Origin of the sequence: Cohnella abietis, assembly GCF_004295585.1 — a bacterium.
GTDB classification, from domain to species: Bacteria; Bacillota; Bacilli; order Paenibacillales; family Paenibacillaceae; genus Cohnella; species Cohnella abietis.
The window spans coordinates 4,297,445-4,322,725 of the sequence record NZ_AP019400.1 but is presented as its reverse complement, the minus strand read 5'-3'; the positions used below and the strand labels follow the sequence as shown (position 1 = coordinate 4,322,725).

24 protein-coding genes are annotated in these 25,281 nt (G+C 46.9%); all 24 read left to right on the top strand.

What is annotated here, in order from left to right; genetic code table 11:
* Positions 1-30: 30 nt before the first annotated feature.
* On the top strand, positions 31-552 hold the full coding sequence (rimM, locus tag KCTCHS21_RS18935; RefSeq protein ID WP_130611851.1) for a ribosome maturation factor RimM: 522 nt from the start codon (positions 31-33) through the stop codon (positions 550-552).
* 2 nt (positions 553-554) lie between these two features.
* A complete protein-coding gene (gene trmD / locus KCTCHS21_RS18930) occupies positions 555-1,364 on the top strand; it encodes a tRNA (guanosine(37)-N1)-methyltransferase TrmD (protein WP_130611848.1) in 810 nt (269 codons plus the stop codon).
* 175 nt (positions 1,365-1,539) lie between these two features.
* Complete coding sequence (gene rplS, locus KCTCHS21_RS18925; RefSeq protein ID WP_130611845.1) at positions 1,540-1,884, top strand: 50S ribosomal protein L19; 345 nt, start codon at positions 1,540-1,542, stop codon at positions 1,882-1,884.
* A gap of 98 nt (positions 1,885-1,982) precedes the next feature.
* The gene (gene lepB / locus KCTCHS21_RS18920; protein ID WP_130611842.1) at positions 1,983-2,726 is read left to right on the top strand and encodes a signal peptidase I; all 744 of its coding nucleotides are present in this window, start codon (positions 1,983-1,985) and stop codon (positions 2,724-2,726) included.
* A 53-nt stretch (positions 2,727-2,779) separates the two neighbouring features.
* On the top strand, positions 2,780-3,643 hold the full coding sequence (gene ylqF, locus KCTCHS21_RS18915) for a ribosome biogenesis GTPase YlqF (protein WP_130611838.1): 864 nt from the start codon (positions 2,780-2,782) through the stop codon (positions 3,641-3,643).
* 99 nt (positions 3,644-3,742) lie between these two features.
* Positions 3,743-5,104 carry a sensor histidine kinase gene (locus tag KCTCHS21_RS18910; RefSeq protein WP_232057884.1) on the top strand — a complete coding sequence of 454 codons (1,362 nt, stop codon included), beginning with the start codon at positions 3,743-3,745 and terminating at the stop codon, positions 5,102-5,104.
* Between the two features lie 11 nt (positions 5,105-5,115).
* Positions 5,116-5,742, top strand: coding sequence for a response regulator transcription factor (locus tag KCTCHS21_RS18905; RefSeq protein WP_130611835.1), 627 nt, complete (start codon positions 5,116-5,118; stop codon positions 5,740-5,742).
* Positions 5,743-6,343: 601 nt separating this feature from the next.
* On the top strand, positions 6,344-6,811 hold the full coding sequence (locus KCTCHS21_RS18900) for a thiol-disulfide oxidoreductase DCC family protein (protein WP_130611832.1): 468 nt from the start codon (positions 6,344-6,346) through the stop codon (positions 6,809-6,811).
* Positions 6,786-7,703 (top strand): DoxX-like family protein, encoded by a 918-nt coding sequence (locus KCTCHS21_RS18895; RefSeq protein WP_130611829.1) that lies wholly within the window; start codon positions 6,786-6,788, stop codon positions 7,701-7,703. The genes KCTCHS21_RS18900 and KCTCHS21_RS18895 overlap by 26 nt, the downstream gene beginning before the upstream one ends.
* A 37-nt stretch (positions 7,704-7,740) precedes the next feature.
* On the top strand, positions 7,741-8,418 hold the full coding sequence (locus KCTCHS21_RS18890; protein ID WP_130611826.1) for a DUF4166 domain-containing protein: 678 nt from the start codon (positions 7,741-7,743) through the stop codon (positions 8,416-8,418).
* Between the two features lie 119 nt (positions 8,419-8,537).
* A complete protein-coding gene (locus KCTCHS21_RS18885) occupies positions 8,538-9,182 on the top strand; it encodes a ribonuclease HII (RefSeq protein WP_130611821.1) in 645 nt (214 codons plus the stop codon).
* Positions 9,183-9,269: 87 nt separating this feature from the next.
* Positions 9,270-11,138, top strand: a complete 1,869-nt coding sequence (locus KCTCHS21_RS30935) for a hypothetical protein (RefSeq protein WP_157994075.1) — start codon at positions 9,270-9,272, stop codon at positions 11,136-11,138.
* Positions 11,135-11,434 carry an EscU/YscU/HrcU family type III secretion system export apparatus switch protein gene (locus tag KCTCHS21_RS18875; protein WP_130611818.1) on the top strand — a complete coding sequence of 100 codons (300 nt, stop codon included), beginning with the start codon at positions 11,135-11,137 and terminating at the stop codon, positions 11,432-11,434. Before KCTCHS21_RS30935 ends, KCTCHS21_RS18875 begins: the two co-directional genes overlap by 4 nt.
* Before the next feature lie 37 nt (positions 11,435-11,471).
* Positions 11,472-11,897, top strand: a complete 426-nt coding sequence (locus tag KCTCHS21_RS18870; protein WP_232057883.1) for a YraN family protein — start codon at positions 11,472-11,474, stop codon at positions 11,895-11,897.
* A gap of 999 nt (positions 11,898-12,896) precedes the next feature.
* Positions 12,897-13,964, top strand: a complete 1,068-nt coding sequence (gene hflK / locus KCTCHS21_RS18865) for an FtsH protease activity modulator HflK (protein ID WP_130611815.1) — start codon at positions 12,897-12,899, stop codon at positions 13,962-13,964.
* The gene (hflC, locus tag KCTCHS21_RS18860; protein WP_130611812.1) at positions 13,961-14,827 is read left to right on the top strand and encodes a protease modulator HflC; all 867 of its coding nucleotides are present in this window, start codon (positions 13,961-13,963) and stop codon (positions 14,825-14,827) included. The genes hflK and hflC overlap by 4 nt, the downstream gene beginning before the upstream one ends.
* A gap of 37 nt (positions 14,828-14,864) precedes the next feature.
* Positions 14,865-15,608, top strand: coding sequence for a GTP pyrophosphokinase (locus KCTCHS21_RS18855; RefSeq protein ID WP_130611809.1), 744 nt, complete (start codon positions 14,865-14,867; stop codon positions 15,606-15,608).
* A 143-nt stretch (positions 15,609-15,751) separates the two neighbouring features.
* Positions 15,752-17,314 (top strand): YifB family Mg chelatase-like AAA ATPase, encoded by a 1,563-nt coding sequence (locus tag KCTCHS21_RS18850; protein WP_232057882.1) that lies wholly within the window; start codon positions 15,752-15,754, stop codon positions 17,312-17,314.
* Between the two features lie 363 nt (positions 17,315-17,677).
* Positions 17,678-18,838 (top strand): ADP-forming succinate--CoA ligase subunit beta, encoded by a 1,161-nt coding sequence (sucC, locus tag KCTCHS21_RS18845; protein WP_130611803.1) that lies wholly within the window; start codon positions 17,678-17,680, stop codon positions 18,836-18,838.
* 31 nt (positions 18,839-18,869) lie between these two features.
* Positions 18,870-19,796: a succinate--CoA ligase subunit alpha gene (gene sucD, locus KCTCHS21_RS18840; protein ID WP_130611800.1), complete on the top strand. Its 927-nt coding sequence runs from the start codon at positions 18,870-18,872 to the stop codon at positions 19,794-19,796.
* Positions 19,797-19,949: 153 nt separating this feature from the next.
* The gene (dprA, locus tag KCTCHS21_RS18835; protein WP_130611797.1) at positions 19,950-21,122 is read left to right on the top strand and encodes a DNA-processing protein DprA; all 1,173 of its coding nucleotides are present in this window, start codon (positions 19,950-19,952) and stop codon (positions 21,120-21,122) included.
* A 59-nt stretch (positions 21,123-21,181) separates the two neighbouring features.
* Positions 21,182-23,278, top strand: coding sequence for a type I DNA topoisomerase (topA, locus tag KCTCHS21_RS18830; RefSeq protein ID WP_130611794.1), 2,097 nt, complete (start codon positions 21,182-21,184; stop codon positions 23,276-23,278).
* Between the two features lie 30 nt (positions 23,279-23,308).
* A complete protein-coding gene (trmFO, locus tag KCTCHS21_RS18825) occupies positions 23,309-24,640 on the top strand; it encodes an FADH(2)-oxidizing methylenetetrahydrofolate--tRNA-(uracil(54)-C(5))-methyltransferase TrmFO (RefSeq protein ID WP_130611791.1) in 1,332 nt (443 codons plus the stop codon).
* 83 nt (positions 24,641-24,723) lie between these two features.
* Complete coding sequence (hslV, locus tag KCTCHS21_RS18820; protein ID WP_130611788.1) at positions 24,724-25,269, top strand: ATP-dependent protease subunit HslV; 546 nt, start codon at positions 24,724-24,726, stop codon at positions 25,267-25,269.
* Positions 25,270-25,281 lie beyond the last annotated feature (12 nt).

Here is a 25,281-nt window from a genome sequence, read left to right as displayed (position 1 = left end):
GTGCGGCTCTTTACGAAGGGAGCATATTCCATGTCTGATGAGCGTTTGCTTAATATAGGTAAAATCGTCAATACACACGGTATCAGGGGAGAAGTAAAAGTATATCCGCAAACGGATTTCCCTGAGGTTCGGTTTAAGCCAGGCAATAAGCTGCAAATGTTTCCGCCAGAAAGCGGCGAGCCGATAACAATCGAGATTGTGTCCTCCCGTGAGCAGAAAAAAATGTATGTGCTGAAGCTAAAAGGCTTCGATAACATCAATCAGGTGGAGAAGTATAAGGGCTGGGAGCTGAAGGTGAGCGATAGCGATCGTGTTCCTTTACCTGATGGAGAATACTACTTCCGTGATATTGTCGGCTGTGAGGTTGAAACCGAAGAAGGTGAGAAGTTGGGCACCATTACGGATATCCTTTCTCCAGGCGCCAATGATATTTGGGTCGTTAAGATGGCTAAGGGCAAGGAGCTGCTTCTCCCAGTCATTGACGATGTCATTCTTGATGTAGACATTACATCCCGCAAGGTTAAAGTGCATCTGATGGAAGGGCTGCTTTAAAAATGCGTATTGATGTATTAACTTTATTTCCAGAGATGTTTACAGGTGTATTCGGCTCAAGCATTCTTGGCAAAGCCCGGGATAAGGGAATCGTCTCGCTTAATACTGTGAATTTCCGTGATTTTTCCGGCAATAAACATAACACCGTCGATGATATGCCTTATGGGGGCGGTGGCGGGATGGTGCTTAAGGCTGAGCCGATTTTCGGGGCTGTTGAGCATTTGTTGAAGGACGAAAGCGTTGAAGCTATCTCACGACAAGTCGAAAATGTAGATGAGGATCAGGTTCGTGGCAAAAAACCGCGTATTATTCTGATGTGTCCTCAGGGCGCTCCCTTCTCGCAGAAGATCGCACAGGAACTGTCAGGGGAATCGCACCTTATCTTCATTTGCGGCCATTACGAGGGCTATGACGAGCGTATACGGGAGCATCTTGTGACGGACGAGCTGTCAGTCGGAGATTACGTGCTTACTGGCGGCGAGCTGCCCGCTATGGTAGTCATAGATGCAGTTGCAAGGCTGCTTCCCGGCGTACTCGGAAATGATCAGTCTGCGGTTACCGATTCCTTTAGCGACGGGCTATTGGAATATCCGCATTATACTCGTCCAGCAGAATTCCGGGGCTGGAAGGTGCCAGACGAGCTATTGTCTGGTCATCACCTGAATATCGGAAAATGGCGAAGAAGACAGTCTCTGGAGCGAACGCTTCAACGACGGCCGGAACTGTTGGATCATGCGGAGCTCTCACCGGAGGAGCGAAAGTGGCTGAAATCGGTGCGTATAGAGCAGGAGCAGGAAAAGCATAGGAAGTGAAGGTTGTAATTTCATCGCGGATATGGTAAAATTTCAAATGTTGTTTTGTGTTGAATCTCCGCAAGGAGTAAAGCACCCCCAACACAAGTAGGACGGTCCGCTGCACGCCATGATCCGAATGATAGCATTCGGGGAGCGGGGTACGAACGTCTGTTATGGAAGGAGTGAAAACTCTATGAGTAACCTTATTCAAGCGATTACACAAGAGCAATTGCGCAAGGACATTCCTAATTTCCGTCCCGGCGATACGCTTAAAGTGCACGTAAAAGTCGTCGAGGGTTCCCGTGAGCGCGTACAATTGTTCGAAGGCGTTGTTATTAAACGTCGCGGCGGCGGTATTAGCGAAACATTCACGGTTCGTAAAATTTCTTATGGCGTTGGTGTTGAGCGTGCTTTCCCAGTACATTCCCCACGTTTGGAGAAAATCGAAGTGGCTCGTCGCGGTAAAGTTCGTCGCGCGAAACTGTACTACCTGCGTAACCTTCGCGGTAAAGCAGCACGGATCAAAGAAATTCGATAATTTGCATCAAAGGAGGGCTTGGCGAAGTTCAAGTCCTCCTTTTTGTGTTATTCAGAGTTTATAAGTATTCTCTAATAGAAAGCTTGAGGCGATTGCGAATGGAACAACATCGGAGTGACAAACCAAACGAATTTGCCGATCAAGGGACAAATGCTGTCGCCAATGAACCAGCAATTCGTGATCAACAAATCGAAGGCTCACAGGATGTACAAGCTAACGGCTCGGATTCAGGTGCATCAGGCCCGACTGGACCAAGAAAGCGTAAGTCTCGAGCAGGTAATGAGTTGACAGAATGGATTAAGGCACTGGCGATTGCAGGCTTACTTGTATTCGTTATTCGCTTTTTCCTCGTAAGTCCTTTTATCGTTGACGGTCCATCTATGCAACCGAATTTCTTGAACAGGGAAAGAATTATCGTCAATAAAATCATTTATGATATCCGTAGCCCCAAACGCGGTGAAGTTATTGTATTCCATGTGCCTGATGAAGGAAGAGATTTCATCAAGAGAGTAATTGGGGTACCTGGCGACACAGTTAAGGTAGACGGGGATACCGTATACATAAACGGACAGCCACTAGCAGAGAATTACTTAAAGGAAGCTTACGAGAAGGCGCACGCTGAAGGCACCTTATACAATAGGAATGACGGTGATCGCGCTAATTTCCCGAACAATGAGTTTCCAGATGGTGTAGTTCCAGAAGGATCTGTGTTCGTTATGGGGGATAATCGCTCTAACAGTGAAGACAGTCGGATGATTGGTTATATATCTACCGATCGTATTGTAGGTCGCGCAGATCTGATATTCTGGCCAATTAAAGAATTTAAATTGGTTTCACATTAATAAGAGCGCGAGGGATTCCCTCGCGCTTCGCTCTGCATGAGAGGTGATTTACGATGACAATACAATGGTTCCCCGGTCATATGACCCGGGCGAAACGGCAAATTGAAGAAAAACTAAAGTTAATAGACGTCGTATTTGAGCTACTGGATGCGCGTATTCCGCAATCAAGCCGCAATCCGATGATTGATGAAATAACAGGGTCAAAGCCCCGTCTTATTTTGCTGAACAAGGCTGATTTGGCTGATCCAGTGCAAACAGAAGCATGGGCTCGTTATTTTCGGGATAAAGGACATGCAACGCATGCGATTGATGCCAATATAGGTACCGGAGTTAAAGATCTTGCTGGCAAATCGAAGGAGCTGCTACAGGAGAAAATCCAGCGTCAAATAAGCAAGGGGATGAAACCTCGGCCACTACGTGCGCTTATTGTTGGTATTCCGAATGTAGGTAAGTCTACACTGATCAATCGACTTGCTGGACGTAACATTGCTATTACGGGTGATCGTCCGGGTGTCACGAAAGGTCAGCAATGGATTCGTTTCGGTGGCGAGCTAGAGCTCTTGGATACCCCTGGTATTCTGTGGCCTAGGTTCGATGATCCTGTAGCGGGATTTCGATTGGCTGCTACTGGAGCGATTAAAGAAGAGATTCTTCATATTGACGAGGTAGCTTGCTTTGTTCTTAAAATATTAGTCGAGCGCTATCGTCCTGCTATGGAAGAGAGATATGGGCTTGAAGATCTTCCTACCGAGCTACCGGATATGCAAGCTGCCATCGACGTGCTGGAAAACATCGGGAGGCGCAGAGGCTGTCTAGTGAGCGGAGGAAATGTAGATTATGAGAAAGCAGCTACGCTGCTGCTGCGTGATCTACGGTCTGGCAAGCTAGGGCGGATGACGTTGGAAAGTCCTGAATAAGCGCATTAAATTGGAATAGAAGCTTGCTTTCAATAAGCTGCAGCATGAGTGGTTTTAGACGCTTGTGTTGCAGCTTTTCGTGTTACAAGCGCCAATAATATGTTAAATTACATTATAAATCACAGTATTAATGACAAAGGACGGTACAGGATGCTCTATTATTTTGCGGTGCTTCTTGCGGCCGCCTTTATTCTACTCGCCAACAATCCCAGAAGCGAAATTAATCGATGGGCGGCTGTATTTCTCAGCTTTGCATCTATTGGAGGCTTATCCGACGAGGTTCGGAATGCTGGGCACGAAGGATGGGCTGATGCGATACAGCTCATGAATTTAACGATTACTCCTTATGCCGTTTTCATCTTCTGCATCGCGTATTCGGAGCTTCTGAATGAGGGTAGGCGGAAAGCTTGGCTAAAGGGATTGCTGTTCATTCCAGTCGTCGTGACTGCGGCATATACAACTTATACACCCGAAATGCTTGTAAGCTATGGGCTTATATTGGCATGGGCTGCTCCATATTACTTAGGTAGCTGCTGGTTTTTGATTTGGTCACTCCTTAAAGAAAACAACCGTAGTAGAAGGAGGAATCGATTAGTTACTACACTAATTATCGTTCCAACCTTACTAGCAGCGTTGACGTTTATTTATGTCGCCAAAGTCGTTTATCCAAGCTTCGAGTTTTTTGAGTATGTCTCTTACTTTCTTATCTATTCTTTCGTGGTTGCGTTGCTCTGTGTATTCCTCTACGGGGTGCTCGGCGTTCGGCTCAGAATTGAAAGGGACCCGCTGGACAATGCGATGAAAGCCGTTAGCATGGGATCTAAGCTTCTAAACCATACTTTGAAAAATGAAATCGGCAAGATCGCCATTAGCTCCGAAAATTTGAGAAGGACCATTCCTGGGGACGAGCAGTCTCGGCAGCAGCTACAGATTATTTCGGATTCCACGGATCATATGCTTGCAATGGTTGATCGGATTCATAGCCGAATGAAAGATATTGTGTTGGTAGTGCAGCCTTGCAGACTCGATGAGCTGGTGGAGCAATGTATAGAGCACAATCAGCCTCGGTTGGACACCCAAGGGGTAACTATCTATAGAGATTTTTCGGCAAAACCTAATCTATCGTGCGATCCCGTCCATATTAAAGAAGTTATAGGTAACCTTCTCGTTAATGCTATGGAATCGATGAAGGATGGTGGCGAAATTCGTGCCGCAATAGCTGAAAATAATAAAGGGATTTCAGTAAACATAGAAGATACAGGTTCAGGGATTGCGGCGGATAAGCTGGCCCATGTGTTCGAACCTTTTTATAGCACGAAAAGTAATAGTCGCAACTTCGGTCTAGGCTTATCCTACGTGTACAATGTAATGCGGAAAAGTGGAGGATCTGTCGATATTTCTAGTCAGGTGGGTGTAGGTACGCGGATTACGTTACATTTTCCAAAAGTGAGCAAGCGATAAGGAGGGATTCCATGTCAAAGGAAGAGTATATCAAAGTATTGTTAGTGGAGGACGATCCGGATTGGATCAAAGCGATGACGGCTTTCTTGAATCATGAGGAGGATATGCTCGTCGTTGGAGCGGCCATGCAGTCCGATGAGGCGATCAGGCTTGCCAAGACGCTGGCGTTCGACGTCGTGCTCATGGATATTCAGCTAACTGATGGCGGAATGGAAGGAATCCTTACCGCAGTAGAAATACATGAAATTCATCCGGCCAAAATTATTATGCTGACATCGGTGAATGAAGAGAGCGTCATTATGCAGGCTTTTACGGCGGGTGCTGTTAATTATATTGAGAAAACACGATTCAAGGAAATTCCACAAGCGATTCGTAGTGCCTATCACCATCCATCGGCGATGGATGCATTGCTAAAGGATTACGCTAGGCTTAAGCGTGAGGAGCAGCTAAAGGAGCTCACTCCGGCGGAGCGCGAGGTGTTCGAGCTGATCGAAGAGGGCTACACGCAGCCGCAAATGGAGCAGAAGCTGTATAAGGCGGAAAGCACGCTTAAAAATCAGGTGAACAAAATATTGAAGAAGCTTGGCGTGAGGAGCAGTAAGGAAGCGGTCGAGAGGGTTCGCAGGAAAGGGTTGTAGGCGGCGGCTAGATCGGCCATAGCTCGCTCGGCTCTCGAGGACTGTTGGAGAGGGCGAGCTTAAAGTAGCAATTTGCGACGATGGTGAGGAGTTTGTTTGAGAGGGCGAGGTTAAAGTAGCAAATTGCGACGATGGCGAGGGGATTGTTGGAGAAGGCGGGCTTAAAGTAGCAAATTGCGACGATGGCGAGGGGTTTGCTGGATAAGGCGAGATTAAAGTAGCAATTTGCGACGATGGTGAGGGGATTGTTGGAGAAGAGGGCCTCAAAGTAGCAATTTGCAACGATGGTGAGGGGATTGTTGGATAAGGCGAGGTTAAAGTAGCAATTTGCGACGATGGTGAGGAGTTTGTTGGATAAGGCGAGCTTAAAGTAGCAAATTGCGACGATGGCGAGGGGATTGTTGGAGAAGGCGGGCTTAAAGTAGCAGCAATTTGCGACGATAGTGAGGAGTCTGTTGGATAAGGTGAGGGATTTGGCTGTGAAAAGGTGCTGAGGGTACTACGATCCGTAGTACCTTATTTGTGTTTCTACCTTGAAAGTTGGAACTGAGCAAATGTGGGAAACCGGTCTAAAATAAAGATAACGAGAGGGGGACGTGCGATGAGGGATAGGGAGAACCATTTCAAAGAGCCTGTTATCTTATTGATCGATGGCCAGTGTAATTTGTGCCATGGCATTACTAGGTTTGTTATAAGGAGAGATCCGAAAGCGTTGTTTCGTTTCGCATCGCTTCAGTCTGTGCAGGGGCAAAGGCTGTTGCATAAAGGCGGCTTATCTCTGACTGATCTAGATACGTTCGTTATGATCGAGAACGGTCATTATTATATTAAATCCACTGCAGCACTACGTACCTGTAGGGAACTCGGAGGGTTATGGCGATTGTTGTACGTCGGGATCGTTATTCCTCGAGGGCTTCGCGATAGGGTGTATGACTTCATTGCTAATCGAAGATATCGTTGGTTCGGTCGACAGATGAGCTGCATTGTTCCGACGGACAGCATCCGCAGGCGATTTTTGGAAGGCTCATCGGAGGAGGTGCAGGATGAACAGCAAACCGATCTACGTTGAAATTAAAATGATGACGAATATGGACGAGCTATGGAAGCATACGCAATCGCCCGATCTTCATCAGCAGTGGGATTTAAGATTTTCGGAAATCACGTATTTACCTCGCGATGATGGGGACAACCGTCAAACGTTTCTCTATCGGACAAGAATCGGCTTTGGGCTGAATATAGCTGGAACTGGCATAACGAAAGCTATGCGGGAGGAACGGACAGGTGAGCGAGTATCCGCCTTGGCTTTTGGATCGGATCAAGCCGTGTCATTAATTCGAAAAGGCGGCGGATACTGGAAATACAAGCCGACTGATGTGGGCGACGGTGTAACCTTCATTACGCAATATGATTACCGGACTAGGTTTGGAGCATTTGGTGAGTGGGTAGATCGGATAGCCTTTCGTCCTCTGTTCGGATATGCGACTGCTTGGAGCTTCGATATGCTGAGGATTTGGCTGGAAAAGCAAGTTTCGCCAGCGGTGAGCTTACAGAGAGCCTTCATGCATTACTTATCCGTAATTGTGCTCGCTTTGACGTGGCTATATCAGGGCATTGTGCCTAAACTGCTATATCCGGAGTCCGGAGAAATTGAACTGCTTCGGCAAACGGGTTGGTTTCCAGGCTTGGAAACGATGGTGTTGCCATGCGTAGGCGTAGCGGAAGTTGCGTTTGCCTTACTTCTATGTTTACAGCATCGACGTAAATGGGTTTATCAGGTACAAGCTTGGAGCCTTATCCTACTGGGAATTGCCGCTGTTTGGGGAACTCCGGAGCTTTTGCAGAGCCCTTTTAACCCACTTACGTTTAATTTGTCCCTGTTTGTATTAAGTTTTTTTGCATCAAGAACAATTGAAGATCTACCGGATGCTTCGAGATGCAAGCGCAAACCGGATCCGAAATGAAGTAAAAGATAAGCGTAACATTGAGGAGGAGATAAGGATGGCATCGATCTACCAGCAAGTATTAGGTAATGATTTTCAGAAGCTCCACCCCCGCATACAGCAGCGTTTCGGTTTCAATAGTAAGGATCGAGTTGCCTCGATTGGATACGGTGTGATGGAACGGATTTGGTATTCTAAGTGGGCGCTTCTGCCGTTGTACCTCGGTACGCTTCGTAATATTATGTTTCCGCAGGGCGGGGAACAGGTCCCTTTTACAATTGGAAATTATGCTTATGTAGATTCCTTTGGTCGGGAGACGGTAACCTGGAGTCGTAAATTCAAATTCCCTAGAGCGATTCGTTGCTTCGATGCCACGATGATATACAGCCAGGCTCGGGATAGAATTGTTGATTATTTAGGAAGCAAGCAGCATCTTGCGGTCGATTTACAAATTTCGGCACAGGAAAATGGAGGCATCAAAATCCGCTCCGGCGAGCAACGGTTTTATGAAGGTGGCATTAAATTCAAGTTTCCGTCCTTACTGACAGGTATCGCTGATGTGTGTGAATGGTACGACGACGAGGAAAGCACGTATAAAATATCTGTCGAAGTGAACAACCCCATTCTCGGCACCATTTTCCGCTATAGCGGGCGGTTTCAGGCTAGATTTGAGGAGATGGACGATGTGGCAATACCCTTAGATGTTAAGCCTTTACGTGAGGAACGGCGGGAGTAATTGACTGTTAAGGCTTTCTTCAGAACATGTTGGGCGGCTGTTTACAAAATAAGACTTGGCATTCGGCGATTCATGTCGGAAAATAGGAGGATGGAACGGCTTTAGGAGGCATTTTGTAGATGGCTAAAAAGGATGAATTAATTGAGATCAATCGCCTAGCTTTTGAGACGGCGCTTTGGACGCAAGGGTTGACCGCTGTTGCAGGCGTGGATGAGGTTGGAAGGGGCTGCTTGTTCGGGGATGTTGTTGCTGCTGCAGTTATTTTGCCGGTAGGGCTCGTGCTTGAAGAAGTGAATGACTCGAAGCAGCTTAGCGAGAAGAAGCGGGACAGGCTGTACGACCAGATCGTTGAAGAGGCTGTTGCATGGTCGGTTGCACGCATTGAAGCATCCGTTATTGATTCAATTAATATAAGACAGGCGTCAAGGCTCGCTATGAAGCAAGCGATAGAAGGTTTAAGCGTTGCACCTGAGCACTTGCTCGTTGATGCGGAAAACGTAGACTTGGCTACTGAACAAACGGCGATTATTAAAGGCGATAGCTTAAGTCAATCCATTGCTGCTGCTTCGATTCTAGCGAAAGTTACGCGAGATCGCTTATGTGTGGAAGTGTGGGATGTATTGTATCCAGGCTATGGAATAGCTGTACATAAAGGCTACGCAACGAAGGTGCATCGGGAAGCTTTACTAGAGCTAGGTCCGACACCTATGCATCGAAGTAGCTTTCTTAAAAACTTGTTTGTGGAGCAGCAGGAGCTATTTTAGTTAGAAATTGAGAAGAAATTCATTTATCGTGAACCGTTAAAATGCCGATACATAACGATATAAGGCTTGTCGCAAGGGGGAAACGGTATGGGCATGAATATTGGCCCGATGATGCGGGCGTTAATGGGCGATGCCCAGCCAACGGATAGTCGCTCGCTGGAGCTTAGAATCGGTCAGATTGTTAGGGGAGTGCTGGTCGAGCTACTCGATAATCAAGAGGCTATGATTAATATTAATGGTGTGCAAGTGAAAGCAAAGCTAGATGCGGAGATGCTGCTTGGAAAAAGCACTCTTCTACAGGTGCAGCCAGGAGGAAGCGGAGGATTAGTCACCTTAAAGCCTCTTACGGATACTTCGGATGCCTTACCTGAGGAAGGGTTGAAGGATATATTGAAATCGTTCGGGCTGACGGATCAGAAGTCATCCATGGAGCTGATTCGTGGTTTGAAGCGGGACGGTTACCCGATAGGGAAGGAAACCGCGGCTTTTTTTAATACGGCTGCTTCCTTAAAGCCTGCTGGGGTAGATGCTGCTTCTTGGTCTAATGCGGCTGATGTGGCTTTTCGACGTGGTTTAGCACCAACCGAAACGACTTTGTCTTCGCTTCGTCAAGCTTTGTTTGGTCAGCCTATTCATGAAGAGCTAGCGAATATGAAAACTGAGCTCGGTAATTGGCTAGGAGGCGCAGGGGCACGTTCCCCGGAAGCTACTGCGTTAGGTCAGCGTTTACAGAGCCTTTTAGCGCAAGGTAACGCGTTAATAGCGGAAGGAGAGGCTCAGCTAGCGGGCAAAGAAGGCTTGAACAATGCTGCGACCTCTAAGGGGACGGAAGGCGATAAGGCGCAGATTAAGGACGCAGCTGTCGGATCGAGGATGGTAGGCGAGTTTGCGAATCAGAGCTCGGATGCGGCTGCAGGTAAAAGCAATGATGGGAGTGCTGGGCGGGCTAATGGGAATGCAGCGCCGTTGGGTACGGGGGCGCAAGGGCAGGGTCAAGGTCAGGGCCAAGTGCAAGGTCAAGTGCAAGGGCAAGGGGCATTCGCAGCAAATAGTGCTGCGAATGCGGCGGGGCAGGGCGCGCAGGCTGCTGCCCCTGAGGGCAACGCAGCGACGGCGAATCGCGTCGCTGCTGTAGGTGCAGGCGCGGCGGAGAGCTCCGCAGCCGCGCCCAAGCAGGCTGACGCTGCGCAGCCGTCAGCCCCTAAACCGGAAGCGGCATGGATTGGCCGCTTCCTGCAATGGCTCGGCACCGGGCATGAGCGTCAGCTCATGCATGGCGCCGAGGCGCGGTTGCCCGGCGATGCCGCCGGGCTTCCTGCGGGCGGAGCCGCAGCTCTAGCGCCTGGGGCGGATGCCCCCGGGCAAGAGGCGCGGCATGCGGCCGCGGATACGCTCAAGGGCGCTTTGCTCGCCCTTGCGGCGCATGATGACGTCCCCCCCGCTCTGCGGGAGGCGGCGCAAACGCTGGCCAATCAAGTGACCGGCCAGCAGCTTCTGCTCTCCTCTGACCGGAGCAACGTTGCTCCCTTCAGTCATATGACACTGTTTGTGCCAATGAAAGGGCAGGACGGAGAGACGACGGCCACCATTCATGTGCAAACCCGACGGAGCCGTCGGGGCGAATGGGATGTGGACAATTGTCATCTCATGTTTGATTTGCGAATGCGTAATCTTGGCGATACGCTCGTCGATGTTCAAGTTGTCGACCGAATTGTGTCGTTAAAGCTGCTAAGTGATTTTTCTGGCATGACGGATTTGCTTGAACATGCAAGAGAAGAGCTAGCATCAGGCATGACAGATGCAGGCTTCCAGCTGCTGTCGCTGACAACTGCTCCTCTCCCACCATGGAAGAATGGCGCTATTTCTTCAACGCAATCCGCTGCTGGCACAGATACTCCAGCGATTTCCAGCACATACACGACTAAGCCTTATAAGGGAGTCGACTATAGAGCATGAACTCACCGTATAAGAACAAAAGAAATATACCTAATAAGGCTGTAGCCCTTAAATATGATCCAGCCCAAGGCAGCGCGCCAACCCTGATAGCTAAGGGGCAGGGAGTTATTGCGGATGAAATTATGCGTCGCGCGCTTGAGCACGGCATTCCGGTTCAAGAGGATCCTTCGCTAGTAGAGGTTTTGTCCAAGCTCGATTTGGACCAAGAAATCCCTCCAGAGCTTTATAAGCTTGTTGCTGAAGTGCTTAGCTTTGTTTATCGTTCAGACCGCAGGGCGGGGCTTAACAAGAGCTAGTTGCAAGAAGATCTTACCTTGAGGAGGTGCGTGACTCATGGAAGAACATTCAACCTCACCCATGCAAGGCCCAGTGAAATCGCGACATTCCGTTGCTAACAACAGTCGTCGGGCAGTCGGACTTGCGGGTGAGGAAATCGCAGCAACGCATCTACAGCAGCAATCCGGTTATGTCATTGAAGAGCGCAATTGGCGTTGCCGGTCTGGTGAGATTGATCTTATCGCATTAGACGGTGACACTTTGGTGTTCATAGAGGTCCGTTCGCGAACAAACCCTACTCGCTATGGATCGGCGGTAGAAGCTATAACCCCACGAAAGTGCCGTCAAGTCCGTGAACTGGCTGTTATTTATCTCAAGCAGCGCAAGGGCAATCCACTATCGATTAGATTCGATGTCGTAGCTGTAACGCTCGATGCGGAAGGAAAGGCTACAGAAATCAAGCATCTACCAGGTGCCTTCTGAAATAACTAAATATACGATTTCATCTTAACAAGCCACCCTTTTTGGGTGGTTTTTTACAATGAATTATAAAAACAGCACCCTATCAAGCGAGGTCAGACAGTTTATTATCTACCGCACCCCACCACAGTCCACAACTTCCACTACATACCGATCACGACCGCGCTTCCGGCATCTCACATCCCACTACAATCTGCATATCAATTACGACCGCGCTAATGGCATCCCACATCCCACAACATTCCGGATACCGATCACAACCACGCTTCCGGCATCTCACATCCTACTACAATCCTCATACCGAATACGACCTCGTTAATGGCATCTTACATCCCGCTACAATCCACATACCGAATACGTCCGCGCTTACGGCATCCTACATCCCACTACATTCCGGATACCGATACTCCCTCGCTTACGGCATCCCACATCCCACTACAATCCGCATACCAATTACGACCTCGCTTACGGCTTCGCACATGCAAGAGGGAAATGTCTGTCCTAGCTAACGAATCGAATCGTGCTTATTATCGATAAATTGACTACTTATTTGTTCTTACGAACTCCAGTAGCGTTATTGAGGAAAATATAGGGGAAAACGCGCCGCTTTGCTGGATATAAGATGTCTGGAGCTCGTTAAAATATAAAATCATTAGATTTTGATCAAATAAGAGTTACTGAGTTCGTAAGCCATATGTCATGCAAGCCATATGTCACGAAATCCATTTCTGAATAATCTCCCACATAAACTTAGAACGCCGTGAAAAGGACGGCGTCAGCCGCTAATGCATGGTTATTCAGAACGAATAAGTTTCACGAAATCCATCCCTGAATAACACAAACATAAACATTTTTTCGCTACCCAAAAGACAGCGAAAAATGTTTATGCTTGTTTTAATACGTTTTTCCTGAGGATTTTGGCTATTTTTATGAAACGTAAAGTGTTCTGTTACGTAACAAAGAAAGATATGAAAGCTACATCAGGGAGGGGTATCAGTCTATATGGAACTTGTTCACAATCAAAAAAAGCCAGAAAATCCACTTGATTTGCCGCCAGGATTACTTAAGAAAATTGGTTTAGGTGTTATCGGCGTACTCGTGGCACTAATCGCGTATTCATCATTTTACACCGTTCAAGAGCAACAGAGGGCAGCTATCCTTACATTCGGAAAGTATACAGGGGAGTCGACAGCGGGCCTTCATTTCAAATGGCCTTATCCGATTCAGCAGGTTATTCTTGTGCCGGCAGAGCTTACACAACGTATTTACATAGGTTATCGTCTAGATAATGACATCTCAACCCCGGTTGAAGAGGAATCGATGATGATAACCGGAGACGAGAATATTGTATCCGCTGATGCCGTTGTACAGTGGAAAATAAGCGATGTTCAAAAATACTTATACAATATTAGCAATCCGGAGCAGTTCCTGCGTAATGCAGCTAGCTCATCCATTCGATCCGTTATTGGTTCGGAAAAGCTTGATTATGCAATTACAAACGGAAAAACTGAAATTCAAGATAAAGTTCGTGAAAAGCTAATTGATCTTCAAGCGAAATATAATACAGGAATTCAGATTGTCGATATTAAGTTTCAAGATATAGAACCGCCTAGTGGTCAAGTAGAGGAAGCGTTCCGCGCGGTTACGAATGCTCGTGAGGAAAAAAACACGAAGATTAACAATGCAGCAAAATACGAAAATGATAAAATACCAAAAGCTCGCGGAGAAGCGCAAGCTATGCTTGAGAATGCGGAAGGTGTGAAAAAATCACGTATTCTTAATGCTGAAGGGGATGTAGCCCAGTTTAACGCTATTTTCGTAGAGTATTCTAAAAACCCTGGCGTAACTGAAAGCCGTTTGATTGTGGAAACGTTGGAGAAAATATTGCCGAAGGCCAAAATCTTCATCTCCGATTCGGGTGGCGACACCGTCAAGTATTTACCGATAAACGAGCTCCTTCGTAAAACAGGAGTGACAGCGGGAGCAACAGGTAGTGCTTCGGGTAGTGCGGGTAGTGCAACGGGTAATGCAGGAAACGCAGGGGCTGCGCAAGGAGGTACAACGCCATGAGTAAAAAACTAATTGTTGGACTGGTTTCATTTTTAGCAGTAATAATCATAGGATCTGCTTCTCTATATGTCGTAAAAGAAGGCGAGTACAAGGTTATCCTTAAGTTTGGAGAGGCCGTTCGAGTTGAAGGAAGCCCGGGGCTGTACTTTAAGATACCTTTTGTAGAAAGTGTTTCTAAATTGCCGAAATATCAAATGACTTATGAAAGTAATCCAACATCTATACTCACAAAGGATAAAAAACCGATAATCGTCGATAATTATACCGTTTGGCGAATAAAGAGTCCTGAAAGCTTCTTGAAAACAGTTCAAACCGTTAGTGTTGGTGTGCAACGTATTGATGAAGCCGTGTATAACTCTGTTCGCCGGAAATTGTCAGAAATTAATTACGATAATATTATCAGTGAGAACACAGAACGTGGTAACATAAATGATGACATCACCAAAGATGTTTCCACCGCGCTTATACGGGATAATTATGGTATTGAAATCATTGATGTAAGAATTAAGCGTACAGATCTCCCGGAAGGCAACAAGCAGAGTGTTTATAATCGGATGATTTCAGATCGTCAGTCTATCGCTGCGCGTTACTTGTCTGAGGGAGACGAAGAATCGCATAAAATTACATCAAAAGCTGATCGTACAGCAACTGAGTTACTTGCTCAGGCGGAAGCGGATGCCAAGAAAATTATTGCGCAAGGTGAACAGGAAGCCGCAAAAATATATAATGAATCGTATGGCAAGGATCCTAAGTTTTACAGCTTTTATCGGACGCTGCAAAGCTATGTGACAACGCTTGAGAATGAGCCTGTCATTATGTTGCCGATCGATTCTCCCTATACCCGTATTCTATTAGGGAAATAAGCCGATTGATGAAGGGTGATTAGTTCTGAATAATCAGATGGTGCAGCTAGAACAATTTAAAAGATTCAAAGAAGAAATCACCCGGTTTATGATGATGTACAAATTTGCTCTTGATTCCTTAGAGACGAAGATTGATATTCTGAAGGAAGAATTTCAATTCCTGCATGATTACAATCCGATTGAGCACACGAATTCTCGTTTGAAAACACCTGAGAGTATTCTAAATAAAGTATTCCGTAAGCAATGTGACATATCGTTCTCCAGCATCAGGAGTAACATAAAGGATATTGCTGGATTGCGGATTACATGCTCATTTGTCTCGGATATTTACCGTATTAGCGAAATGCTTCGCAGCCAAAGTGATCTCAATATTATAGAAACGAAGGACTATATTAAGCAGCCTAAGCCTAATGGATACCAAAGCCTTCATCTACTCGTAGAAGTGCCGGTATATATGTCCGATCGACATGAGAATGTATGCGTAGAAGTGCAGATACGGACGATTGCCATGGATTTCTGGGCAAGCCTGGAGCATAAAATCTTCTACAAATATAAGCAAACTGTACCTTTGAGATTGCTACAAGAACTGAAAGAGGCGGCAGATTCGGCTGCAGCTCTGGATCGTCAGATGGAGAGACTGCACAAAGAGATTGCTGAAATTAAGGAAAACCAAGAGGAAGAAGAAATCGGCAGCACGAAGCGGATTGTTATTCGGAATCAAGAATTCCAATTACCTGCAGCTTTGATGGAGCTGATTGATTTAGGGCAAAGCAACGAATAATGTATTTTGCATGCAAATGGAAATTCATTGACAGCCCAGCATAATCGGAGTACTCTAATTGTAAATATGGCTCGGAGAGGAAGCACCTTCCCGTCAGATTAAACATCGACGGAGGAAGGTGCTTTTTTGTGTATGTCAAAATCATGAGCGCTAGTGTGCTTGGTGTGGAAGGTCGTTTTATTGAGGTAGAAGTTAATATTTGCTCGGGGCTTCCTCAAGTTTCCGTTGTTGGCTTACCTGATTCTGCTGTGCGGGAATCTGTTGAACGTGTAAGGGCTGCGATCCAGAATGGTGGAATGAAGTTTCCGATGGATCGCATCACAATAAATCTCGCACCTGCGGACCTTCGCAAGGAAGGCAGTGCATTTGATCTCGCTATTGCTGCCGGTATACTGTGCGCGAGTGGGCAGGTTGAAGCCAAATTGCTTGAAGATACGTTGTTTATCGGAGAATTATCATTAAACGGTATGGTTAGAAGTGTGCCTGGCGTTTTGCCAATGACTGAGCTGGCAAGAAGTGCGGGAATAGGTAGAGTTGTCGTCCCTCATGCCGCTGTTGCGGAGGCATCCCTTATATCGGGAATAGAGGTATTCGGCATTTCATCTCTAGCAGAATGGATAAGCGGATTTGCTGGCGAAGAAGAAGCAAGCAGTCCTTCGCGGAGTAATTCGGGATTTAGCACGAAACGATTACGATTGTTGAATCGATCTGGCTTGAATTCGAGTACACCGGAAAGCGAGATCGACTTGTCCGATGTTATTGGTCAAGAGCTAGGGAAACGCGCGCTCCTGATCGCAGCTAGTGGCATGCATAATCTAATGTTCATTGGTCCACCCGGCACTGGTAAAACGATGCTCTGCCGCCGTCTCCCAACGCTTATGCCACCACTGGACGATGAAGAAGCGTTATCCGTTACTAAGATACTAAGTGTTTGTGGCAAGCTAAGTCATACTCAATCTCAATCTGGACTTATCCGCCAACGTTCTTTTCGCGCACCTCACCATACAATCTCAGCAGCTGGCCTAATTGGTGGGGGCTCCACTCCCAAGCCGGGTGAGGTGACACTGGCCCATCATGGCATTTTATTTTTGGATGAGATGCCTGAGTTTTCTCGTGTATGCCTAGAAGCGCTGCGCCAGCCTCTGGAGGACAGGGAAGTAACGATTGGGCGAGCACGAGGTGTGTGTCGTTTTCCAGCACGTTTTATGCTGGCAGCTTCAATGAATCCCTGCCCCTGTGGTTTTTTCGGGGGTGGGGTCGATGATAGGCCTTGCACGTGCTCACCTGCTGCGATTGCAAGATATCGAGCTCGTATGTCTGGTCCTCTTGCTGATCGGCTGGATTTGCAAGTGGAGCTGCCTCGCCAATCGGTCAGAAATAACTCGGAAACGGGAATGTCCTCCGCGGAGGCTAGGGAAATCGTAATGGAAGCGGCCCAGCGACAAAAATTTCGATACGCTAAGCATGGGATTCATTGGAACAGCCAGCTTCAGGGACCTTTATTGAAGAAGTACACTAAGCTTTCTCCCGATGCTGAGATGCTGCTTCAGCAAGTATATGCACAGCTTGGACTTAGCTTCCGAGCTCATGACCGAATTCTAAAGATGTCACGAACGATTGCGGATTTAGCCGGACGGGAAGCCATTCGATCCGAGGATGTAGCGGAAGCGATTAGTTATCGATGCTTGGATCAGGCTACAGAATAGTAGCTGACAGGTTCCATACTCTCTGAAGGCAAATTGTGATTGAACAAGGTTGTCATCGGTCATACTACTTGAGAATAATAAGGCGACAAATAGCAAAAGTTATATGTGTTTGCCTTATTTCCATCTCAATTTGAGATGAAACCATTGCCAAATAAGACTAATAAATTGCTGAAAAAGTGAGGAACCGTTTAATAAATAGTGTTACAATGGTGAAGGTTTTGTTACATAAATAGCTTGTGTGACAGCTACGGGCGATGCAGGCATCGCTAACTGAAAGTCACCTGTGACGGCTGCGTAAGATAAAATCTATTAAGCGATCAGCCGCACTCGATATTAAAGCGCACAACGGGAGGATGCCAGGTCATGAATATTCATGAGTATCAAGGCAAGGAAGTCTTGAGGCAGTATGGCGTTAACGTGCCTCGCGGCAAAGTGGCGTTTACCGTCGAAGAAGCCGTAAGCGTCGCGAAAGAACTCGGAAGCTCGGTAACGGTCGTTAAAGCCCAAATTCACGCAGGTGGACGGGGAAAAGCGGGCGGCGTCAAAATCGCTAAGAGCGTTGATGACGTAGCGGAGTTCGCGAAGGAATTGCTAGGTAAAGTATTGGTTACACACCAAACTGGACCTGAAGGTAAGGAAGTTAAGCGTCTTCTTATTGAAGAAGGCTGCGACATTAAGAAAGAATATTACATCGGCGTAGTTGTAGACCGTGGTACAGGTCGCGTTGTAATGATGGGTTCAGAAGAAGGCGGCATGGACATCGAGGAAGTAGCCGCACATTCCCCTGAAAAAATTATTAAGGTTATTGTCGATCCAGCTGTAGGATTGCAAATGTTCCAAGCTCGTCAATTGGCTTATGACATTAAAATTCCTGGCGAACTGGTTAATAAAGCAGTTAAGTTCATGCTGGCATTGTACAAAGCGTTCGAAGAGAAGGATTGCTCCATCGCAGAAATCAATCCACTCGTCGTTACTGGATCCGGTGATGTTATGGCACTTGATGCCAAGCTGAACTTTGATTCCAATGCATTGTTCCGTCACAAGGATATCGTTGAGCTTCGTGACCTTGATGAAGAAGATGCTAAAGAAATTCAAGCGTCCAAATTCGATTTGTCATACATCGCCCTAGACGGCAACATTGGCTGCATGGTTAATGGAGCTGGATTAGCTATGGCGACGATGGACATTATTAAATATTTCGGAGGATCCCCGGCTAACTTCTTAGATGTTGGCGGCGGTGCTACGAAGGAAAAAGTAACCGAAGCATTTAAAATTATCCTTTCAGATCCTAACGTCAAAGGGATATTTGTTAATATTTTCGGCGGCATCATGAAGTGCGATATTATCGCTGAGGGTGTTGTAGCTGCGGCTCGTGATTTGGGACTTGACCGTCCATTGGTCGTTCGTCTCGAAGGCACGAATGTTGCTTTAGGTAAAGAGATTTTGAATGGATCTGGCCTTAACATCGTGGCTGCTGATTCGATGTCCGACGGTGCGAAAAAAATCGTATCGCTTGTGAATTGACTAGGGAGAACCTACCGGGGAGTGTATAATCATGAGTATTTTGATCGATAAAAACACCAAGGTGATCACCCAAGGCATCACGGGCGCAACGGGAAATTTCCACGCCAAGGGTGCATTGGACTATGGTACGCAAATGGTCGGCGGCGTTACGCCGGGCAAAGGCGGTACGAATGTAGACTTCAACTTGGAAAATGGCACAACCGTTTCTTTGCCGGTATTTAACACGGTACTTGAAGCTGTCAATGCAACAGGCGCTACTGCGTCGGTAATCTATGTCGCACCTCCGTTCGCAGCTGATGCGATCATGGAAGCGGTAGATGCCGAGCTTGAGCTTGTCATCTGTATTACAGAGGGCATTCCGGTTCTTGATATGGTTAAGGTTACGCGCTTCATGGAAGGCAAGAAAACCCGTCTAATCGGACCTAACTGTCCAGGCGTTATTACACCTGGTGAAATTAAAATCGGTATCATGCCGGGTTATATTCACCAAAAGGGCCACGTAGGTGTCGTTTCCCGTTCCGGGACATTGACATACGAAGCGGTTCATCAATTGACTTCCAACGGAATCGGTCAATCGTCTGCTGTAGGAATCGGTGGCGACCCGGTTAAAGGTTCAGAGTTCATCGATATTCTTAAGCTCTTCAATGAAGATCCGGATACTTATGCGGTAATCATGATAGGCGAAATCGGTGGTACAGCTGAAGAAGAAGCAGCTGAATGGGTTAAAGCGAACATGACTAAGCCAGTCGTTGGTTTTATCGGTGGCGCTACTGCTCCTGAAGGCAAACGTATGGGACATGCCGGTGCAATTATTTCCGGAGGCAAAGGTACAGCTGCTGAGAAAATTTCTGTGCTTGAAGCGTGCGGTATCCGCGTTGCTCCTACGCCATCCGACATGGGCGCGACGCTTGTTGCCGTGCTTGAGGAAAAAGGCCTGCTAGAAAAATGTAAATCCTAATACGGATGTAATCCATATATACATTTATGAAGATAGTTGAATGGTTATCTTTGTGAATCGGTAAGGCAAGCAGCCTTCCGCCCCCTCTGTTGAGGGTGTGGGAGGCTTTTTTGTTTTCAAATATACAGAAACGAGAAAGGGCGAATCCATTAGATGTCCGAGGACAAGGTTAAGATCGTGACGAGGTCAGAAGCGCTGTTAACAGGTATTACCAGGGAAGTGTTAATTGGACTACATGAGACTGAAGGGGTAGGTCGAATTTCGATCGCCACTATATTGATGTACGGCGCTATGAAAGGGCAGGGCTCCTTAAAGCATGTTTCGGATTTTTTGGCAGGTGACTGGAGGGATATGGGACTTAACCAAAAACAAGCTGCTGCAATAGTCGCCAACCTGCGCCCAGAAGCAATCATTCGGATGGAGCGTAGGCATGAAGAGCGCGGGATGCAGGTTGTTACCTATTTGGATGAACAATATCCTGAATTACTCGTTCAAATCGCAGATCCGCCTTGGGTGCTTTATTATAAAGGGAATTGGGAGCTCGTTCATAATCCGGCAATTGCAATTGTGGGCACCCGATTAGCAACTGGATACGGGCGCAAGGTAACAGAAGACATTGCTGCAGGCTGTGCAAAGCGTATGACGGTCGTTAGCGGATTAGCGAAGGGAATTGATACGGCTGCGCATTCCGGTGCTTTACGGGCGCCATACGGGACGATTGCGGTGCTAGCAGGAGGCGTAGATGTATGCTATCCACCTGAAAATAAAGCGTTATATCACGAACTGGCCGCTAAAGGCTTGATTTTATCGGAGAGCCCGCCTGATACTACGCTTCGACCTGGCTTATTTCCTCTTCGTAATCGGATTATCGCTGGATTATCTTATGGCGTAATTGTTGCGGAGGCAGCGCAGAGAAGCGGGGCTCTCATTACAGCAGATTTAGCGCTCGGGTACAATCGGGATGTCTTTATTGTGCCGGGACAGATAACTTCACCCCGAAGCATTGGCGCACTTGAGTATTTCAGAAAAGGAGCGATTCCGGTATTGGATGAGACCGATATTTTTCAATCCTACGTCTATCGGCTGCCTGAAGCTTCTACTGCTCTTATTAAAGAAGAAGGCTCTGTTGAGCCTCGTTTAATTCCTACTCCATTAACTCCTGATGAGGCGAAAATATATGATTTTTTACTCGATAACCCCTGCTCTTTGGACGAGCTGACGATACAATCCGGGATGACATTTGGACATTTACACTCTGTTCTGCTATCTTTACTATTAAAAAGACGGATTCATCAACAACCCGGTTCTGTATATAATGTCCTTTAAATGGAGACATAAGCACATAGGCATGAGGACTTGTCGACCGTAGGAGAGGAGGAATGGACGTGGCGGATTCACTCGTTATCGTAGAATCACCAGCAAAAGCCAAGACGATTGGTAAATATTTAGGAAGCAAATTTATCGTCAAAGCGTCCATGGGCCATATTCGTGATTTACCAAAAAGCCAAATAGGCGTGGAGGTAGACAATGATTTTGAGCCCAAATATATTACTATTCGAGGTAAGGGGAGTATCCTTAAGGAATTAAGGGATGCAAGTAAAAAAGTTAAGAAAGTGTATCTCGCGGCTGACCCCGACAGGGAAGGCGAAGCAATCGCCTGGCACTTGGCACACTATCTAGAAATAGACGAGAAGGATGCTTGTCGTGTCGTATTTAATGAAATAACGAAGCAAGCAGTTAAGGATGCATTCAAGAGCCCTCGTCCTATCGATATGGATTTAGTAAACGCGCAGCAAGCGAGACGGGTGCTTGATCGACTCGTTGGGTACAAGATAAGTCCATTGCTGTGGAAAAAGGTTAAGAAAGGCTTGAGCGCTGGTCGTGTGCAATCGGTTGCTGTAAAGCTGATTTATGATCGAGAAAATGAGATAAGCGCTTTCATCCCTGAAGAATATTGGAGCATTACGGCGCATCTTATCAAAGAGAAGGCGACATTCGAGGCCAAATTTCATTCCCTTAATGGAGTGAAGAAGGAGCTTACGAGCGAAGAAGATGTTAAAGCCGTTCTAGCTCTAATGGCTAGTGAAGATTTTGTCGTTGGTGAAGTGAAGGAAAAGGAACGCTTGCGTAATCCTTCGCCTCCCTTCATTACGAGCTCTCTTCAGCAGGAAGCTGCCCGCAAGCTTAATTTCCGTGCATCGAAAACGATGCAGATCGCCCAACAGCTATATGAAGGGGTCGATCTGGGCAAAGAGGGCACGGTTGGTTTGATTACCTACATGCGTACAGATTCACCAAGAATATCTCCAATAGCTCAGGAAGAAGCACGAGAATATATTGTAGGTAAATACGGAGACAAGTTTATGCCGGATACACCACGTGTGTATACGAAGAAAAACGCCAATGCACAGGATGCGCATGAAGCGATTCGTCCTACTTCCATTCTTCGCGACCCGGATTCTGTCAAAGCTTTTACTTCTAAGGATCAGTTTCGTTTGTATAAGCTAGTCTGGGAGCGTTTTGTAGCTAGCCAGATGTCATCTGCAGTGCTTGATACGATGACTGTAGATTTAGGAAACGGACCGGTAGTGTTCCGTGCGAATGGCTCCAAATTAAAGTTTGCTGGATTCATGAAGGTATATGTTGAAGGTAATGATGATGGTACGACGGACGAGGATAAGCTACTGCCTGCGCTCACTGCGGGTGATGACGTTAAGTCCAATCAAATCGATCCCAAGCAGCATTTTACACAGCCGCCACCACGGTTTACCGAAGCGAGACTGGTTAAAACCTTAGAGGAGCTTGGTATTGGTCGTCCAAGCACGTACGCACCGACGCTGGAAACGATCCAGAAAAGAAATTACGTCGCGATGGAAGAGAAGAAGTTTATTCCTACCGAGCTTGGAGAGCTTGTTATCCAGCTAATGGAGGAGTTCTTTCCAGAAATTCTGGATGCCGAGTTCACCGCTAACATGGAAGGTGATTTAGACCATGTAGAGGAAGGAACGCAGAATTGGGTTAATGTCATTGGAGATTTCTATAAATCGTTCGAGGTGAGATTGAATTTCGCCGAGGAAGAGATGAAGGAAATTGAAATCAAGGATGAACCATCCGATGAGGTTTGCGACAAATGCGAAAGTCCTATGGTATACAAAATGGGTCGCTTCGGTAAGTTTCTCGCATGCTCCGGCTTTCCGAATTGCCGGAATACGAAACCCATCGTTAAAGATACGGGAGTTCATTGCCCGAAATGCGCCGAAGGACAAATTGTCGAGCGACGGAGTAAGAAGGGACGTATGTTCTACGGCTGTAATCTCTATCCTGGCTGTGACTATGTATCCTGGGATAAGCCAGTTGCTAAGCCATGTCCTAGCTGTGGCGGGATGATGATCGAGAAAAAGGTTAAAGGCGAAATACAATATCACTGTACAGCATGCACCCACTCGGAGAACGTCGAGGATGTCGAAGAAGCGGCGGAATGATGCGTAAAGAAAGGTAAGGAGGTTTCTGCTTTGAGTGAATTACAATCCGTGACGGTTATCGGCGCAGGTCTTGCAGGTAGCGAAGCTGCCTGGCAGATCGCCAAGCAAGGAGTACCCGTCACTTTATACGAAATGCGACCAGTTAAGCGAACGCCAGCCCACCATACGGATGGGTTTGCGGAGCTAGTGTGTAGTAACAGCCTTAGAGCAAATGGTCTAGCCAATGCGGTAGGTGTTCTAAAGGAAGAAATGAGAAGACTCGACTCGTTAATATTGTCTTGTGCCGATCTACATGCTGTTCCTGCTGGAGGAGCACTTGCTGTTGATCGTGATGGATTTTCCGGAGAAGTCACGAAGCGGCTTCGGGAGCATCCATTAATTACGGTCATTAATGACGAGGTCACGGACATTCCTAAAGACGGCATTGTCGTAATTGCTACGGGGCCATTAACTTCCCCTGAGCTCTCTAATAGCATTAAAGAGCTGATGGGAGAGGAATACTTTTATTTCTTTGACGCAGCGGCACCAATTGTTGAGAAGGATTCTATCGATCTGGATAGGGTATTCTTGGCTTCTCGGTATGATAAAGGGGAAGCAGCATACTTGAATTGTCCCATGACAGAAGAGGAATATGATCGTTTCTATGAAGCCCTAATTACAGCGGAAACGGCAGAAGTGAAAGACTTCGAGAAGGAAATGTACTTTGAAGGCTGCATGCCGATTGAAGTCATGGCTAAGCGAGGGAAACAAACACTGCTGTTCGGTCCTCTGAAGCCGGTAGGATTAGTCGATCCGCGCACAGGCATTCAATCACATGCGGTTATACAGCTTCGTCAGGATAATGCGGCGGGTACGCTTTATAATCTTGTTGGCTTCCAAACCCATCTCAAGTGGGGGGAGCAGAAACGAGTATTTTCATTAATTCCTGGGCTCGAGAATGCGGAGTTCGTGCGCTTCGGAGTTATGCATCGGAATACATTCATTAATTCTCCTAAGCTGTTGCACCCGACCTATCAATTCAGAGGCAGAGAGAAGCTCTTCTTCGCAGGTCAAATGACGGGTGTTGAGGGATATGTTGAATCTGCTGCTTCAGGTCTTATCTCGGGCTTAAATGCCGGAAGATTGGCAAAAGGTCTGGAGCCGTTAACTTTACCTGCACATACAACTCTTGGGAGCATGGCGCAGTACATTACAACGGCGGACTTTAAGCATTTTCAACCGATGAACGCAAATTTTGGCCTCTTCCCGCCCCTTGGGCACCGGGTTCGGAGCAAGAAAGAGAAAAACGAAGCTATTGCTGCAAGGGCACTGGAAGGCATCGATGCCCTAAGCTTGGAGATGAAGCAAAATTCCGAGTTGTAGTCCATGAAGCAGCGGCAGCACCTGACCTACAGGTTGCTGCTTTTGCGGCTTTATACAACTAATTACACTAGGGGGTTTAGTCCATGGATATGAGCTTTCACGCTACGACGATCTGCGCGGTCCGCCATAATGGAAAAGGTGCTATCGCGGGTGATGGTCAGGTAACATTCGGTAATAGCATGGTCATGAAGAATACCGCTAAAAAAGTACGTAGGCTTTATCGTGGGCAAGTCATTGCTGGCTTCGCAGGCTCTGTTGCGGATGCTATTACATTGTTTGAGAAGTTTGAAGGTAAGCTTGAGGAGCATCATGGCAATCTGCAGCGTGCTGCAGTTGAGCTAGCGAAGGATTGGCGCTCTGATCGTGTATTACGTCGTTTGGAAGCGATGATGATCGTTGTGGATGCAACAGGTATGCTACTGTTGTCTGGTAACGGAGAGGTCATCGAGCCTGATGATGGCATTCTTGCTATCGGCTCAGGCGGAAGCTTCGCTTTAGCGGCAGCGCGTGCCTTAAAGCGTTATGCGCCTAATATGGATGCTAAAGAAATCGCTCGTGCTGCTCTGGAAACTGCCTCCGAAATTTGTGTATTTACTAATAACAACTTGGTCGTTGAGGAAATCGGATGATCAAGATTGCAA